The sequence below is a fragment of the Pseudomonas maioricensis genome (genome assembly GCF_022790535.1).
GTDB classification, from domain to species: Bacteria; Pseudomonadota; Gammaproteobacteria; order Pseudomonadales; family Pseudomonadaceae; genus Aquipseudomonas; species Aquipseudomonas maioricensis.
Window position 1 is genome coordinate 166,686 of sequence record NZ_LOHG01000010.1, and the last position, 15,292, is coordinate 181,977.

At 57.4% G+C, this 15,292-nt stretch carries 12 protein-coding genes; 9 read left to right on the plus strand and 3 right to left on the minus strand.

The annotated features are described in order from the left end of the window. The first annotated feature begins 79 nt into the window (after positions 1-79). The 3 genes from AUC61_RS17090 (at position 80) to AUC61_RS17100 (ending at position 5,872) form a co-directional block, all read left to right on the plus strand. Positions 80-1,303: a TolC family protein gene (locus tag AUC61_RS17090; protein ID WP_422765459.1), complete on the plus strand. Its 1,224-nt coding sequence runs from the start codon at positions 80-82 to the stop codon at positions 1,301-1,303. 66 nt (positions 1,304-1,369) lie between these two features. Beyond that, positions 1,370-2,704: an efflux RND transporter periplasmic adaptor subunit gene (locus AUC61_RS17095; RefSeq protein WP_243247376.1), complete on the plus strand. Its 1,335-nt coding sequence runs from the start codon at positions 1,370-1,372 to the stop codon at positions 2,702-2,704. Between the two features lie 24 nt (positions 2,705-2,728). Beyond that, positions 2,729-5,872 carry a CusA/CzcA family heavy metal efflux RND transporter gene (locus tag AUC61_RS17100; RefSeq protein WP_243247377.1) on the plus strand — a complete coding sequence of 1,048 codons (3,144 nt, stop codon included), beginning with the start codon at positions 2,729-2,731 and terminating at the stop codon, positions 5,870-5,872. A gap of 318 nt (positions 5,873-6,190) precedes the next feature. On the opposite strand, the gene AUC61_RS17105 is transcribed toward AUC61_RS17100, so the two are convergent. After that, on the minus strand, positions 6,191-6,400 hold the full coding sequence (locus tag AUC61_RS17105; protein WP_243247378.1) for a hypothetical protein: 210 nt from the start codon (positions 6,398-6,400) through the stop codon (positions 6,191-6,193). A gap of 253 nt (positions 6,401-6,653) precedes the next feature. On the opposite strand from AUC61_RS17105, the gene AUC61_RS17110 reads away from it, so the two are divergent. Further along, the gene (locus AUC61_RS17110) at positions 6,654-6,983 is read left to right on the plus strand and encodes a DUF2790 domain-containing protein (RefSeq protein ID WP_243247379.1); all 330 of its coding nucleotides are present in this window, start codon (positions 6,654-6,656) and stop codon (positions 6,981-6,983) included. Between the two features lie 63 nt (positions 6,984-7,046). Here the strand turns inward: AUC61_RS17110 and AUC61_RS17115 are convergent, their stop codons facing one another. Further along, positions 7,047-7,988 (minus strand): LysR family transcriptional regulator, encoded by a 942-nt coding sequence (locus tag AUC61_RS17115; RefSeq protein ID WP_243247380.1) that lies wholly within the window; start codon positions 7,986-7,988, stop codon positions 7,047-7,049. Between the two features lie 158 nt (positions 7,989-8,146). Between AUC61_RS17115 and AUC61_RS17120 the strand changes: the two genes are divergently transcribed. Both AUC61_RS17120 and AUC61_RS17125 read left to right on the plus strand, forming a co-directional pair. Beyond that, entirely contained in the window at positions 8,147-9,472 is a 1,326-nt protein-coding gene (locus tag AUC61_RS17120) for an MFS transporter (protein WP_243247381.1), read from the plus strand. Positions 9,473-9,503: 31 nt separating this feature from the next. Further along, positions 9,504-10,544: a histone deacetylase family protein gene (locus tag AUC61_RS17125; RefSeq protein ID WP_243247382.1), complete on the plus strand. Its 1,041-nt coding sequence runs from the start codon at positions 9,504-9,506 to the stop codon at positions 10,542-10,544. A 133-nt stretch (positions 10,545-10,677) separates the two neighbouring features. Here the strand turns inward: AUC61_RS17125 and AUC61_RS17130 are convergent, their stop codons facing one another. Continuing rightward, positions 10,678-12,108: a mechanosensitive ion channel family protein gene (locus tag AUC61_RS17130; protein WP_243247383.1), complete on the minus strand. Its 1,431-nt coding sequence runs from the start codon at positions 12,106-12,108 to the stop codon at positions 10,678-10,680. A 117-nt stretch (positions 12,109-12,225) separates the two neighbouring features. Here AUC61_RS17130 and AUC61_RS17135 point away from each other — a divergent pair, with 117 nt between their 5' ends. The 3 genes from AUC61_RS17135 (at position 12,226) to AUC61_RS17145 (ending at position 15,253) form a co-directional block, all read left to right on the plus strand. Next, a complete protein-coding gene (locus AUC61_RS17135) occupies positions 12,226-13,131 on the plus strand; it encodes a LysR family transcriptional regulator (protein ID WP_243247384.1) in 906 nt (301 codons plus the stop codon). 128 nt (positions 13,132-13,259) lie between these two features. Next, positions 13,260-14,252, plus strand: a complete 993-nt coding sequence (locus AUC61_RS17140; protein ID WP_243247385.1) for an MBL fold metallo-hydrolase — start codon at positions 13,260-13,262, stop codon at positions 14,250-14,252. Positions 14,253-14,383: 131 nt separating this feature from the next. After that, positions 14,384-15,253, plus strand: coding sequence for an AraC family transcriptional regulator (locus AUC61_RS17145; RefSeq protein ID WP_243247386.1), 870 nt, complete (start codon positions 14,384-14,386; stop codon positions 15,251-15,253). The last annotated feature ends 39 nt before the right edge of the window (positions 15,254-15,292 follow it).

Genomic DNA, 15,292 nt, shown 5'->3' on the forward strand with positions numbered 1-15,292 from the left:
GGTGGTTCGGACAATGCACAGGAGCAGCTGGAAAACCCTTGGCGCGCACGGGTATAGACCTTTTTCCATGGCACACGCAGTGACCGTCGGCGGGCTCTTCGCCCTGTTGTCGTTCGTTGCGCCGGGTGTTGCGCTTGCGCAAAGCCTGAGTCTGCCTCAGGCCATTGAGGCCGCATTCGCGGAAAACCCTGACCTTGCCGCCGCGCGATGGGAAATAGGCATAGCCGAGGGCGATAAGCAGCAGGCTGGTCTGATGCCCAACCCGGAGTTGTCCTGGGAGGTGGAGGACACACGTCGCAACACCAGCACCACCACGGTCATGCTCAGTCAGGCACTGGAACTGGGCGGCAAGCGCGGTGCTCGCGTCGAAGCGGCCAGTCGGTCACAGGATGCTGCGCAGATCGAACTGGAACGGCGTGGCAACGAGCTGCGTGCTGAAGTCGTTCAGGCGTTCTTTACCGCAGTACGTGCGCAAACAGGTCTGGAACTGGCACGACAATCCCAGGCACTTGCTCAGCGGGGTCTGGAAGTGGCCGATGGGCGTGTGCGTGCGGGCAAATCATCGCCCGTTGAGGTGACGCGTGCGCAGGTACAACTGGCCGAAACCGACCTGCTGGTGCGTCGCGCCGAAACCCTGAAAACCAATAGCTATCGCGATCTGGCGCGCACCACTGGCTCGCCTGTTTCGTCGTTTGATCGACTGGAATACGCTGATTTGTCGCCGGGCAAATCACCGTCAGCGGCAAAGATGCTCACGGCGATCAATCAATCTGCCGAGCTGCGTCTGGCCCATGCCCAGATCGAGCAGCGGGATGCGGCTCTGGGGTCGGAGCGAGCCCAGCGTGTACCGGATCTCACCGTCAGTATCGGCAGCCAGTACAGCCGCGAAGACCGTGAACGAGTGAATGTCGTCGGTTTATCGGCACCGCTTCCGCTGTTCAACCGTAATCAGGGCAACGTCCTGGCCGCCTCGCGCCGGGCAGATCAGGCCCGCGATTTACGCAACGCGGTAGAACTCAGATTGCGGACACAGACCCAGGCAGCGCTCGACCAATGGGCGACCGCCAGTAAAGAAGTCGAGTCTTTCAATCAGGTCATTCTGCCCTCGGCGAAAAGCGCAGTGGATGCGGCTACCCGTGGTTTCGAGATGGGCAAGTTCGGCTTTCTGGAAGTCCTCGATGCGCAGCGCACGTTGATTGCTGCCCGCAGCCAATACCTTGAATCACTGGCCATTGCCACGGACGCCAGAGTGACTGTCGAGCGCATCTACGGCGACATCACTGCATTCACTGCCACTCCTTAATCCTTACTTTTCGCACTTATCGGGCGCATCGCTGTGTACATCAATACGTGATCGCCGGGAGCATCCATGGATAACAAAAGAAGCATAACCATTGCCCTGGCGGTGGTCGCAATCATTGGTCTGGGCAGCCTGACACTGGGCAACCAGGGGCTTCCCGTTGCAGCTGAGGCGGCCAAGGACGCAAAGCACGACCATGCGCAAGAAGACGGGCATGCTGACGAGAAGGGGCACGCCGAGAATGACAGCCATAGCGACGGCAAGGCTGATGAGAAGGGCCACGCTGACGAAGAACACGGCGAGGAAAAACACAGCGACGAAGAGCACGGCGAAAAAGGTCATGGTGCCGAAGCTTCCGGTGACTCTCACGAAGAAGAAGGCAAGCTCGAACTCAGCGCAGAACAGATCAAGTCAGCGGGCATAGAACTGGCCGTCGCGGCACCTCGGTCGATGAGCACTTCTGTGACATTCCCCGGCGAAATTCGCTTTGACGAAGACCGCACCACGCACGTCGTACCCCGGGTAGGTGGAGTCGTGGAAGAGGTCAAGGTTGACCTTGGCCAGTCGGTGAAAAAAGGCCAGGTGCTGGCCGTGATCGCCAGTCAGCAAATCTCCGATCAACGCAGTGAGCTGAATGCGGCGCAGCGCCGTCTTGAACTCGCCCGCCTGACCATGCAGCGCGAAAAAAAGCTCTGGGAAGACAAGATTTCTGCTGAGCAGGATTATCTGTTGGCGCGTCAGGCTTATCAGGAAGCAGATATCAGTTACGCCAACGGACGGCAGAAGCTGAGTGCCATCGGCGCCAGTCTGAAATCTTCAGCGGGCAATCGATACGAACTGATTGCTCCGTTTGACTCGGTGGTCGTCGAGAAACATCTGGCGATAGGTGAGGTGGTTAACGACACCACTTCAGCTTTCACGCTCTCCGACTTATCGCGGGTCTGGGCGACGTTTGGCGTCGCGCCCAAAGACCTGAACAAAGTCGTTGTGGGCCGAGCGGTCACGGTCAGTGCGCCTGACCTCGATGCTCAGGTCGAAGGCCGCATCAGTTATGTGGGAAACCTGCTGGGCGAACAGACCCGCGCGGCTGCGGTGCGCGTGGTTTTAGCCAACCCTGAAGGTGCCTGGCGTCCAGGCCTCTTTGTCTCGATTGATGTGACCGCCGAGAAAGCCAACGCGGCCGTGAGCCTGCCTGAGTCTGCCATTCAGTCCGTTGAAGACCAGGCCTCGGTGTTCGTGCGCAACGCTGAAGGCTTTGAACTGCGCCCGGTGAAAGTCGGCAGGCGCGACGGCGGTTATGTGGAAATCACTCAAGGCTTGACGGCGGGCACCCAAGTGGCCGCCGCTGGCAGTTTCATTCTCAAGTCCGAGCTGGGTAAAGGCTCCGCTGAGCACTCCCATTGATCTGCCTCGCAAGAGTACAACGTCATGTTTGAACGGTTGATCCAATTCGCAATCGAGCAGCGCATCGTGGTGATGCTTGCGGTGTTGCTCATGGCAGGGCTCGGCATTGCCAGCTATCAGAAACTGCCCATCGATGCTGTGCCTGACATCACCAACGTACAGGTGCAAATCAATACCTCGGCTCCCGGTTTTTCACCGCTGGAGACAGAACAACGGGTGACGTTCTCGATCGAGACGAGCATGGCAGGCCTGCCGGGTCTGCAGCAGACCCGCTCTCTGTCGCGCTCGGGACTGTCACAGGTCACGGTGATTTTTGAGGACGGTACTGATCTGTTCTTCGCTCGCCAGTTGGTCGGTGAGCGTCTGCAAATCGCCAAGGATCAGTTACCCGAAGGTGTCGATGCGGTCATGGGGCCAATCTCCACTGGGCTCGGCGAGATTTTCCTCTGGACGGTGGAGGCCAAAGAGGGCGCACTGAAGGAAGACGGTACGCCTTACACACCGACCGATTTGCGGGTGATTCAGGACTGGATCATCAAGCCGCAGCTGCGCAACGTGCCGGGCGTTGCCGAGATCAACACCATCGGCGGCTTTGCCAAGCAGTACCAGATCGCGCCAGATCCAAAGAAACTGGCTGCCTACAAACTCACGCTGAACGATCTGGTTGCGGCGTTGGAACGCAACAACGCCAATATCGGCGCCGGCTACATTGAACGCGGCGGCGAGCAGTTACTGATTCGAGCGCCGGGCCAGTTGGGCACGGTGCAGGACATCGCCAACATCGTCATCGCCAATGTTCAGGGCACACCGATCAGGGTCAGCAGCGTGGCCGATGTGGGTATCGGTCAGGAACTGCGCTCCGGCGCTGCGACCGAAAATGGCCGTGAAGTGGTACTCGGTACCGTGTTCATGCTGATCGGCGAAAACAGCCGCACGGTCTCGCAGGCGGTAGCCACCAAGCTGGCTGATATCAACCGTTCGCTGCCTGAAGGCGTTGAAGCGATCACGGTGTACGACCGCACCAACCTGGTTGAAAAAGCCATTGCCACGGTGAAGAAGAACCTCATCGAAGGGGCCATTCTGGTCATCGCGATTCTGTTTTTGTTCCTCGGTAATATCCGTGCCGCGCTGATCACCGCGATGGTGATTCCCCTGGCCATGCTGTTCACGTTCACGGGCATGTTCACCAACAAAGTCAGTGCCAACCTGATGAGCCTGGGTGCGCTGGACTTTGGCATCATCGTCGATGGCGCAGTGGTGATCGTCGAGAACGCAATCCGCAGACTGGCCCACGCGCAGCAGAAATACGGACGGATGTTGACCCGTTCGGAGCGCTTTCATGAGGTATTTGCAGCGGCCAAAGAAGCGCGCCGCCCGCTGATTTTTGGTCAGTTGATCATCATGGTCGTTTATTTACCGATCTTCGCCCTGACGGGTGTCGAAGGCAAAATGTTCCACCCGATGGCCTTCACCGTGGTGATCGCGCTATTGGGCGCCATGATCCTGTCGGTTACGTTCGTACCAGCGGCCATTGCCATGTTTGTCACCGGCAAGGTCAAGGAAGAAGAGGGCGTAGTGATGCGTACCGCGCGTCTGCGCTACGCACCTGTTCTGAAATGGGTTCTGAGCCATCGCTCGATAGCGTTCTCCTTCGCCGTTGTGCTGATTGTCCTGTCCGGCTTTACCGCGAGCCGTATGGGCAGCGAGTTCATACCGAGCTTGAGTGAGGGCGACTTTGCCTTGCAGGCGCTTCGGGTGCCCGGCACCAGCCTGACTCAATCGGTGGACATGCAGCAGCGCCTTGAGAAAGCCATCGTCGAGAAAATGCCGGAAGTCGAGCGGGTGTTTGCCCGAACGGGCACGGCAGAGATTGCTGCTGATCCTATGCCGCCGAACATCTCCGACAGCTATGTCATGCTCAAGCCGCAGAGTGAATGGCCAGACCCCGGCAAGTCTCGCGAGGCGCTGATTGCCGAGTTGCAGCAGGCTGCTGCGACAGTGCCGGGCAGTAACTATGAGCTGTCACAGCCGATTCAGTTGCGCTTCAACGAGCTGGTGTCGGGTGTGCGCAGTGACGTCGCCGTAAAGGTGTTCGGCGATGATATGGCGGTTTTGAATCAGACTGCCGCGAAAATCGCTGCGACGTTGCAGAAGGTACCAGGCTCGTCCGAGGTCAAGGTCGAACAAACCACTGGCTTGCCGGTACTGACGATCAATATTGATCGCGACAAGGCCGCGCGTTATGGCCTCAATGTGGGCGATGTTCAGGACGCTATTGCCATCGCGGTAGGCGGGCGGCAGGCGGGCACTCTCTATGAGGGTGATCGTCGCTTTGACATGGTCGTGCGACTGTCGGAAACGTTGCGAACGGACGTGGCCGGGCTGTCCAGTCTGCTCATCCCGGTGCCCGCGACGGCAAGCAGCGTTAATCAGCAGATCAGCTTTATTTCACTGTCTCAGGTAGCAAACCTGGACCTGGTGCTGGGTCCTAACCAGATCAGCCGGGAAAACGGTAAACGTCTGGTCATTGTCAGTGCCAACGTCCGAGGCCGTGACCTCGGTTCTTTTGTCGAGGAGGCGGGAGAGACTATTCAGCGCGACGTTCAGATCCCGGCAGGCTACTGGACCAATTGGGGCGGCCAGTTCGAACAATTGCAATCCGCTGCCAAGCGCCTGCAGATCGTCGTGCCGGTAGCGTTGCTGATGGTGCTGGCATTGTTGTTCATGATGTTCAACAACCTGAAGGACGGCTTGCTGGTTTTCACCGGTATTCCGTTCGCTTTGACCGGCGGCGTCATGGCGCTCTGGCTGAGGGACATTCCGTTGTCCATCTCGGCGGGGGTTGGCTTTATCGCGTTGTCGGGTGTGGCAGTGCTGAACGGTCTGGTGATGATCTCGTTCATCCGCAATCTGCGCGAGGAGGGGCGTTCACTGGGGGACGCGATTAACGAAGGGGCTTTGACACGCTTGCGACCGGTGCTGATGACCGCATTGGTGGCGTCTCTGGGTTTCATTCCGATGGCGTTGGCGACCGGTACGGGGGCTGAAGTTCAGCGCCCGCTGGCGACTGTGGTGATTGGCGGAATACTGTCATCGACCGCGCTGACCTTATTGGTTCTGCCTGCGCTGTATCAATGGGCGCACCGTCGGGAAGAAGAACAGACATAGTATTAGTGTTGTAAATGAGTAGCCCGCGACAGGTGACTGTTGCGGGCTTTTTTATGTGTCAAGTGTAGCCCGCGGCCCCTGTAGGAGTGAGCTTGCTCACGATGGCATTTCTTCTAGCGATACTTTCTTTACGAATAAGATTGCTATCGCGAGCAAGCTCACTCCTACAGGTACCGTGTCTGTTGTGTTGATAGAGGGAGTCATGATTATGTGTCTATCAGAAACAAAAAAAACGCCCCGAAGGGCGCTAAAGATTCACCTTGACCAAAGGAGCTTGTCAGCTGCTAAAGGTGAATAGAGTGGAGCCTAAGTTGATCCTTAACCTTTTTCAGGTTCATTAGCTGGGGTCTGCTTCTCGGTATTTACAAGTCGCGACGCCTCGCTATTTAATTGATCGTTAAATTTCAATTCCTGGGCGATCTTGATTTTTTCGGCCGCTGGACTGGCGCGTTCACTTCCGTCGTGAGCCAGTGCTACGGTAGAGGATAAGGCGATCACTGTGAAGGCGATTGATCTGATGATATTCATAGTCGTTACCGTTTGTGTAAGGGCAGTCACTGAGGGGCATTGAAGCAATCTGCGTCACGCGCCTCAGTGTTAGCGCCCATTGTAAGTGTCGAAGCTAACAGCGCGGTGAGTGAATAATTACAATGTTGTAATTATTGGTGTCAGTGCGGTGATGTCATTTATTGAAAGATTTCTAAAACGTCATTTGCGTGCAACGTCGTTGTTAGCGGTCTACGGTTAGTTTGTAATCACCCCATAAACCGAGACGAAAAAAATGCAAATCGCTAAATCGTTGTTGCTCAGCCTTGCTCTGCTTGCTCCGATGACATCCTATGCTTCCAGCGGGCACGATCCGATGTCGGCAAAGATTATCAAGGCGCATCAGGAATTTGTTAGAAATTATGCCGCCGAGAAGAAGCAGACGCCGCCAGGTATTATCAAGTATCAATATGGTATGAAACTGGATATTGAAAAAGTCGTCCGTGTGTCTTCAGCTTCTACTGCGTGCGGCGTTAATCCGCAATTGATGACGTACGAGGACTCCGCAGGCACGTTGAAGACAGTTAAATATCAAGCGCTGAATGAGTGCAGAAACAAAAATTGATGGGAGAGGTTGATTCAAAACCTGTCACCAGGCGCGGCTGCGCTAAACATGAAATGAAAAGCTTCACGTGTTTTCCAGCCGCGCTGCCAACCCTTCGATAAACACCGTTTCGGCCCGACTCATGCGCTGTTCACGGTTCCACAGCAGATGAATGTCGACATCCGCAACACCTTCCAATGGCGGTACTCGCCACAATAATCCCTGCTCCACATCATCTGCCACGACATGCTCAGGCAGGCATCCCAGGCCAATCCCCGCGATCACCAATCGGCGAATTTCTTCGAGGCTCGAAGAGGACGCCACAATTCTGCCGCTGAACCCCTGTTGATCACGAAAAATGGTCAGGGGCGAAAGCATTCCGCCGATTTGATCGCTGGTGAAACTGACGAAGTTTTCTGACTGCAAATCGCTCTGACTCAGGTCGGTGCGACCGTACAGAGGATGATTCCGGCCGCAGAAAAACACATAGCGTTGGCGCTGAAACAGGCGTTGCTCAAGCCGCGGTTGTGGGCGTCGATTGAGGCTCAAGCCTACTGTCGCGGTCCTCTCCAGCAAGGCACTGACAATGTCAGAGCTGCGCATCACGTCAACTTCGAGGTCTACGCGGGGATGTTCTCGGTGGAACTCGGTCAGGAAGTTGTCGAAGTTGCTTGAAACGATGCGGCTGATCATCAGTAGACGGACCTTACCGATTACTTCATCACCGGGCATTTGCAGGGTATTGCTCACCTGAGAAACCTGGCCGTAGATCTCACCCGCCAACGCGAAGATCTTCACCCCGGCTTCGGTCAGATCGAAACGCGGGCCCCGGCGCGCAATGAGCTGGCAGCCGAGTTGTTCTTCCAGCCGCTTGAGGGCCTGGCTCACCGCCGGTTGGGTCAGGTGCATTCTGGCCGCGGCGCGGCTGATGCTCAGTTCCTGGCCAATAACCCGGAAGGTACGCAGCAGGTTCCAGTCAAGCCGGTCGTTGAGCAATGAAGGGATATCGCGGGAGGAGTCTGTCACGAGCGGCCTCAATAATAACTTCGGCTTATAGTTCGAATAACAAATAGAAATTTGACTGATTATGCCTCCCGAGCAAAAAATCCGTCCATAGTCGCCGACAGAGCGCCTCTGAAATACCCCTTTCTCCTGCCAAAAATACTAACCAATGGAGTTGATTCATGAAGCCTCCCGCTTCTGCGCAGCCACGCCGGGCTGCCGCCGCCGCATTCATCGGTACGATGATCGAGTGGTACGACTTTTATATTTATGCCACCGCTGCCGCTCTGGTATTCGGTCAGCTCTTTTTCCCGTCCGAAGACAAACTATTCAGCACCATGGCGGCCTTCGGGACATTCGCCGTGGGCTTCTTCGCCCGACCGTTGGGCGGCATTGTCTTTGGGCACATTGGCGATCGTATCGGTCGCAAGAAGTCGCTGGTTATCACGCTGGTGATGATGGGCGTGGTGACGGTCTGTATCGGTTTGCTCCCAACGTATGCGCAAATCGGTGCTGCGGCTCCGGTGTTGCTGATTTTGCTGCGCGTGGTGCAAGGCATTGCCGTTGGCGGAGAGTGGGGTGGCGCGGTATTGATGGCGGGCGAACATGCGCCCAAAGGCCGTCGTAACTTCTTCGCGTCGTTTGCACAACTGGGCAGCCCGGCAGGCCTGATTCTTTCGCTGCTGGCGTTTAGCGCCGTGACTCGCTTGCCCGAAGAAGACTTGATGAGCTGGGGCTGGCGTCTGCCGTTTCTGGCCAGCGCAGCCTTGCTGATTGTTGGCCTGGCAATTCGTCTGGGCGTCAATGAGTCGCCTGAATTCCTCAACGATAAAGAGCAGGCACGGCTGGAGGTCGCCAGATCCGGACGCAAAGCTCAGGCACCTGTGTTTGAGGTGCTGAAAACTTCATGGCGTCCTTTGCTGTTGTGCATTGGCGCCAACACGTTGGGCATTGCCGGCGTCTATTTCACCAATACCTTCATGATTGCCTACAGCACCCAGCAGTTGGGCTTGCCACGTTCGCTGATTCTGGAGTGTCTGTTCGTTGTCGCTATCATCCAGTTCTGCATCCAGCCGGTGGCGGCATGGGTTGCGGAAAAAATCGGTGCGACGCGTTTTCTGTGTGGGGTGACGATTCTGGCAATGGCCTCGCCGTATCCCATGTTCATCCTGGTCAGCAGTGGCCAGGCGCCGTTGATCATTCTCGGCATTGCCCTGGCGGTGGTGTGCATGGCGTCGTTTTACGCGGTGATCGCCGGGTACGTCAGCGGCATGTTCGAAACCCGCGTTCGCTACACCGCGATTTCCCTGGCCTATCAGGTGTGCGGTGCATTGGCGGGTGGTCTGACCCCGTTGATCGGCACATGGCTGGCTCATTCCTACCCTGGCCAATGGTGGCCGATGGCGGTGTTCTACAGCCTTATCGCAGGCACTTCGCTGATCTGTGTATTGGCGCTGGCCAAGCGACACGCTACGGCATTCTCACTGGAAACAGCGCGCGAAGCCTGACCGGCTCGACCTATTGAATGAGGAACATCCCATGCTCAGCTTTTTTCACCCGGAACAACTGCTGCACTTCCCGAAAAGCTATTACTCCCGTGGGCAAATGCGTACGCCTCAGGAGGTCCCGCAGCGGGCTCAGAATCTTTTGCAGGCCGTCGAGGGGCTGGCGTTTGATATCCGCCAGCCTGACGATTTCGGTCTGGATCCTTTGCTGGCGGTGCACAGCGCTGCTTACCTGACCTTCCTCAAAGACGCTCACGCCGACTGGAAGCAGATGCCCGACGATTGGGGCGACGAGGTGATGTCGAACATTTTCGTGCGTGAGCCTAATGCGTTGCGCGGCATACTCGCCAAGGCTGCGCGTTATCTGGCGGACGGCAGTTGCCCGGTCGGGGAAAGTACCTGGCGTTCGGCTTATTGGTCAGCCCAGAGCGCTGTCGCCGCTGCCAAAGCGGTGCTCGACGGTGAGCCTGCAGCCTATGCGCTGTGCCGCCCACCAGGGCATCACGCCCGTGCCGAAGCCGCGGGCGGTTTTTGCTACGTCAACAGTGCGGCGGTTGCGGCGCAGGTCCTGCGGGACGGTTTTGAGCGGGTCGCGGTGCTGGACACCGACATGCATCACGGTCAGGGCATTCAAGAGATTTTCTACGAGCGCGATGATGTGCTGTATGTGTCCATTCATGGCAATCCGGAGAACTTCTATCCGGGCGTGGCCGGTTTCGAAGACGAGCAGGGCGCGGGTGCTGGAGTCGGCTACAACGTGAACTTCCCCATGCCCCATGGTTCGCCCGAATCGGTGTTCATGGGCAAGCTCGAACAGTCACTGGCCGCCGTAAAATCCTTTGATGCGCAGGTGCTGGTGCTGTCTTTGGGGTTCGATATCTATGAACTCGATCCGCAAAGTCAGGTGGCTGTGACGCGTGAAGGCTTCGCGAAGCTGGGTGAGCGGATTCGCAGCCTGGGCCTGCCATGCGTGATCGTGCAGGAAGGCGGTTACCACCTGGAAACGCTGGTCAGCAACGCCCATGCGTTTTTTGAAGGGGCGCAGGTCTGGAAGGATGCCGTGCGCAAGGCCTGACACCCCCCAACCCCGTGGGAGCAGAGCTTGCTCGCGATAAGGCTGAACGCGATCTAGAGCAAATCGCATCCAGCCTTATCGCGAGCAAGCTCTGCTCCCACAAAGATTGTATTTCGGTAAATGTGTGTTGCTTTCACCGCTTCTGCAACCACCCCAGAAAACTGCCTTTCTTGATGGCCGCCGGTTTCTCTGTTAGCAGTGACTGGCTGCTGTGCTGGCGCACGGCCTGGAGTTTCTTCAGGGCGTTTTTGATCTGGCCTTCCAGTTCCATGGTTTCCCGGGCCGTGGTCTTGTCAATGCGGTACACCACGCACGAGGTCAGGGCGGTAAAGCGGGCTTCGGACGGAGTGTCATTAAGAATGCTCTGTTCACCCATGACTTCACTCGGGCCCATGCGTCCGGCTTCGATAAAGTTATTACCGTCGGACACCTCGGCAGAGACCACGCCTGTGGCAATCACCATCAGGCTGTCTGTTACTTCATCTGCCTCGATGATCACTTGGCCCGCAGCGTACTCCCTGGCAACCATGCTTTGTGCCAGATGGTTTTTCTCTTCAGTGTTCAGGGCGCGGAACACTTTCACTTCGTCCAGCAACGTGCGTGCGCGGGACACCGGTTCGGCGAGCACATCTGATTGCCAGGCAATGCCGGCCGCTTCGAGGTGACGATAGGCAAGGTCGAACAACAGATTGCGCACTTCACTTTTCTTGTCCAGGTCCTTGATGAACCCGGTGACGGTGTATTCGATAGTCGTTGGGCTGGCCTCCTTGACCACGGCACGTGCCTTGGGGAAGGGCAGCAAGGCGCTGCTGCCTTGCAGCGCACGGTCCAGCGCATCCAGCACGAGACGAGGGCGAATGTGTGGCGAGACCATGATGTTGATCGATACGCCAAACATGTCTTTGGGGCGGCTTAGGTTGACGATTTTGGCTTTGGCGGCCACCGAGTTCGGGATCACTGCTGTGCTGCCTGTGCCGGTCAGCAGGTGAGTGGCACGCCAGTCGATATCAATGACCTTGCCTTCAACCCCGTCGATGCTGATCGAATCATCGACCTGATAGGGCTTGGTGGTATTGAGGATGATCCCGGAGAAGACGTCGCTGAGGGTGCTTTGCAGCGCCAGACCGACCACGATTGCCATCGCCCCGGATGTCGCCAGCAGACCTTTGACGGGCAACTGCATCACGTAACCCGCCGCAGCAACAATGGCGATCAGGAAGATCACCGCGCCAATCACTTCCTGCAGCAAACGGCCGCTATGACCGATACGGCGCATCAGCAGAACACCGATGATTTCCGTCAGCGTCCGGGCAGCAAGAATCCACCAGACGATTTCCAGTGCGGTGGCGGCCAGATGGCGGGCGCTGTCGTCCTCCCACGGAGCGCTGTCCAGAGGGCTCAGGCCTGCGCTGATAATCACCACGCTGTACACCAGAAACAACGCAAGTCGAACCGCAACCCGCTGTAGGCGGTATTGATAAGGCACCAGATTCCAGCTGGCCAGATCAAGCAGGACCAGCAGCATGCTGCAGATCAACGGGTAGCTTTGAATAAATGCGGGCATGGTCTGATCCTGTGGAAAGAAAGGACGGCGAGGTAAATGCAGTGAGCGCAGATTAAGCGGGTGCATCGAGCTGATAAAGCTGGTAGAAAGCGTCTGACTGTCAACCGGTGAGCGACAATGAACCCGTTCGAAGATATGCGTATTTTTACCCAGGTGATGGAGTCCGGCAGTTTTACGGCGGCTGCGGACCAACTGGGGCTGTCCAAACAATTCATCAGTCGTCGCCTGATGCAGCTCGAAGAGCGGCTCGGGGTTCGCTTGCTCAACCGTTCGACCCGTCGGCTGGACGTCACCCCGCTGGGGCAGGCGTATTACGAATCGGCATTGCGTCTGGTCGCTGATCTTGAGCAGGCGGAGCAGAGCATAGCCGGACAAAACACTCAGCCGCGAGGCACTATTCGCCTGACTGCGCCGCTGTCGTTTGCCATTGAGCATTTGGGACCGTTATTGCCGGTATTCCTGCAGCGCTACCCCGAGGTGTCGGTGGAAGTGGACCTGAGTGATCGCTCCGTGGATTTGCTGGGGGAAGGCTACGATCTCGCGCTGCGCATCGGGGTGCTGGAGGACTCAACGCTGATTGCCCGCCACATTGCCACGATCGAGCGGGTGTTCTGTTGCAGTCCTGACTATCTGGAACGAAGGGGTGCGCCTGCCGAACCGGAAGAGCTCAAGGACCACGATTGCCTGCCTTACGGCCACAGCCGCCAGGTGCAGTGGCGCTTCGAACGTAACGGTAAACCGCTGACGGTCAGCCTTTGCGGGCGCATGCGCGCCAATAACGGCGAACTGCTGCGCGATGCTGCGATTGGTGGGCTGGGTATCACTTATCTGCCGTTGTTCATCGTTGGTTCGGCGTTGAAGTCCGGGCATCTGGTCCGCGTTCTCAATGAGTTCCGCACGCCGCCGCTGGCTTTGTCTGCGGTGTACCCGCAGCATCGCCAGGGTGCGCGGCCGGTGCAGGCGCTGATCGAATTCCTCAAGGAAACGCTGGCTCAGTGTCCATCCCTGGTGTCGCCTGACTGAACAAGCACAAGGGTGCAATTCAAGACAAATCATGCCCGTCATCATTCGGGCTACAGGTAGGGGCTGCCGTATGCTTTCTCGCATTTGGCGCAGCTTCTACACAAGGATATTTGTCTTGAGGAACGCCCATGCCCCTGTCCATTTCACCGATGTTGCGCGGCCTGAGTCTGGGCCTTGTATTGTTTTCCGGTATTGCCAGTGCCGAGGTTCCGCCTCAACAGAAAACCCAGGTGCCGGGTTATCAGCGTCTGGCAGTTGGTGATTACGAAGTCACCGCGCTGTTCGACGGCTACAACGATTTATCCCCCGATTTGCTCAAGGGCCTGAGTCCCGGCCAGATCCGCGCGTTGCTGGCGCGCCGGGCGATCGAGACGCCGGGCGTGCAAACTGCGTTCAATGCTTTCCTGATCAATACGGGCAAACACCTGATCCTCGTCGACACTGGCGCGGGTGCCTGCATCGGCGAGACTGCCGGTTTTCTTTCGGCAAATATCAAGGCATCCGGGTACAGCCCCGAGCAGGTAGACACTGTTTTGCTGACGCACCTGCATCTTGATCATGTCTGCGGGCTGGTGGATGCCCAGAAGAAGCCGATCTTCGCCAATGCCACGGTGTACGCCGCCAAGCCTGAAGCTGATTACTGGCTGGACCCGACGGCGATCAGCCGGGCACCCGAGAAGGCGCGGGAGTTTTTCAGAATTCCTCAGGAGTCCATCGCGCCGTATCTCGTGTCGGGTCGTTTCAAGACCTTCACACCGGGTGACTCGCCAGTGCCTGAAGTTAAAACCGCGCTGGAAGCAGGTCACACACCGGGCAGCACCACTTACCTGTTCAGCTCGCAAGGCCAAAGCATCGTGTTCATGGGCGACCTTGTCCATGACCTCGCCGTGCAGTTTGCTCACCCGGAAGTCTCGATCAGCTTTGATGTGAACGCCAGGCAGGCGATTGCCAGCCGCGATCAGGTGTTCAGCATGGTGGCCAAGCAGAAAATCTGGGCCGCGGCTGCACACCTGCCGTTCCCGGGTATCGGTCACATCAATGCAGTGGACAAACATTTCGAATGGGTGCCGGTGGAATACGGGCCTTATCAACGCGCTGCCAAGGTGCCGTTGTTGAAATAAACCCCCCGCGTTATCTACTGCGTCCGGAACCTGCCCGAGCTGTTCAAGCCTCGAGTCGGTTCTGGATTTTTTTTGCTTTGCCAATAGGGTAGGGTGACCGATTCCATCCGCCATGAGCCGAAGGAGTCATTTTGAGCGCCCCTGCGATTGCCCATTTGCATAGCGAAAAGTTCTCCGCAACGCGGGTGGTGGATGCGCGCCCGAATCCCGAGAAAATAATCGATATTCCCTGTCTTGATGCTTTCTCGATCATCGTCCAGCTTGAGGATTTTGCCGAGCATCGGCTATGGCGAGGCCGGCGTCTGAGCTATGCCGGTGGGTACAGTCAGGGCAGCGTGTCTTTGCCGTTCATGGGGGATGAACTGCGCTGCCAGCACCGTGCGTCTTATGACAATCTGCGCTTCAACATTGCGCGGCAGACCTTTGATGATTATCAGCGGGAAAATGGTGGCCGGTTAATCAGTGGCTTTCGCTATGAACAGGGCGGTCAGGATCCGGTGCTGTATCACCTGGCTCAGGCGATGTTGCCTGCGCTGCGCGACCCTGCCGCTGCCAACCAGTTGTTCATCGATCACATATTGTTGGCAATGTGCGCGCACTCCATCACTCGATACGGACGTATTGCCTCGACTGCTGGCAAGTTCACCACCACCCTGACGCCGCTTCAGGAGCGTCTGGCCAAGGAGATGATTGCCAGCAACCTGGGCAGCGTTCTGTCTGTCGAGCGAATTGCGCAGGAGTGCTCGCTGAGTCGCAGCCACTTTTCCCGAGCCTTCAAACAGGCCACCGGCGTGGCACCGCACACCTGGTTGTTGCAGATGCGTGTAGAGAAGGCCAAAGAGTTGTTGATGGCGAAGCCTGTGCTGTCCCTGGTCAACATTGCTCAGGCGTGCGGCTTCTCGGACCAACCGCACCTGACCCGCGTATTTACTCGCCTGGTGGGAGTCACTCCGAGTGTGTGGCGCAGTCATCAACGTGGTTCGGTGATTGTGTTGGTTTGAAGGGGGATGAGCAGGCAAGTGATGCTTCATGCATGAGGT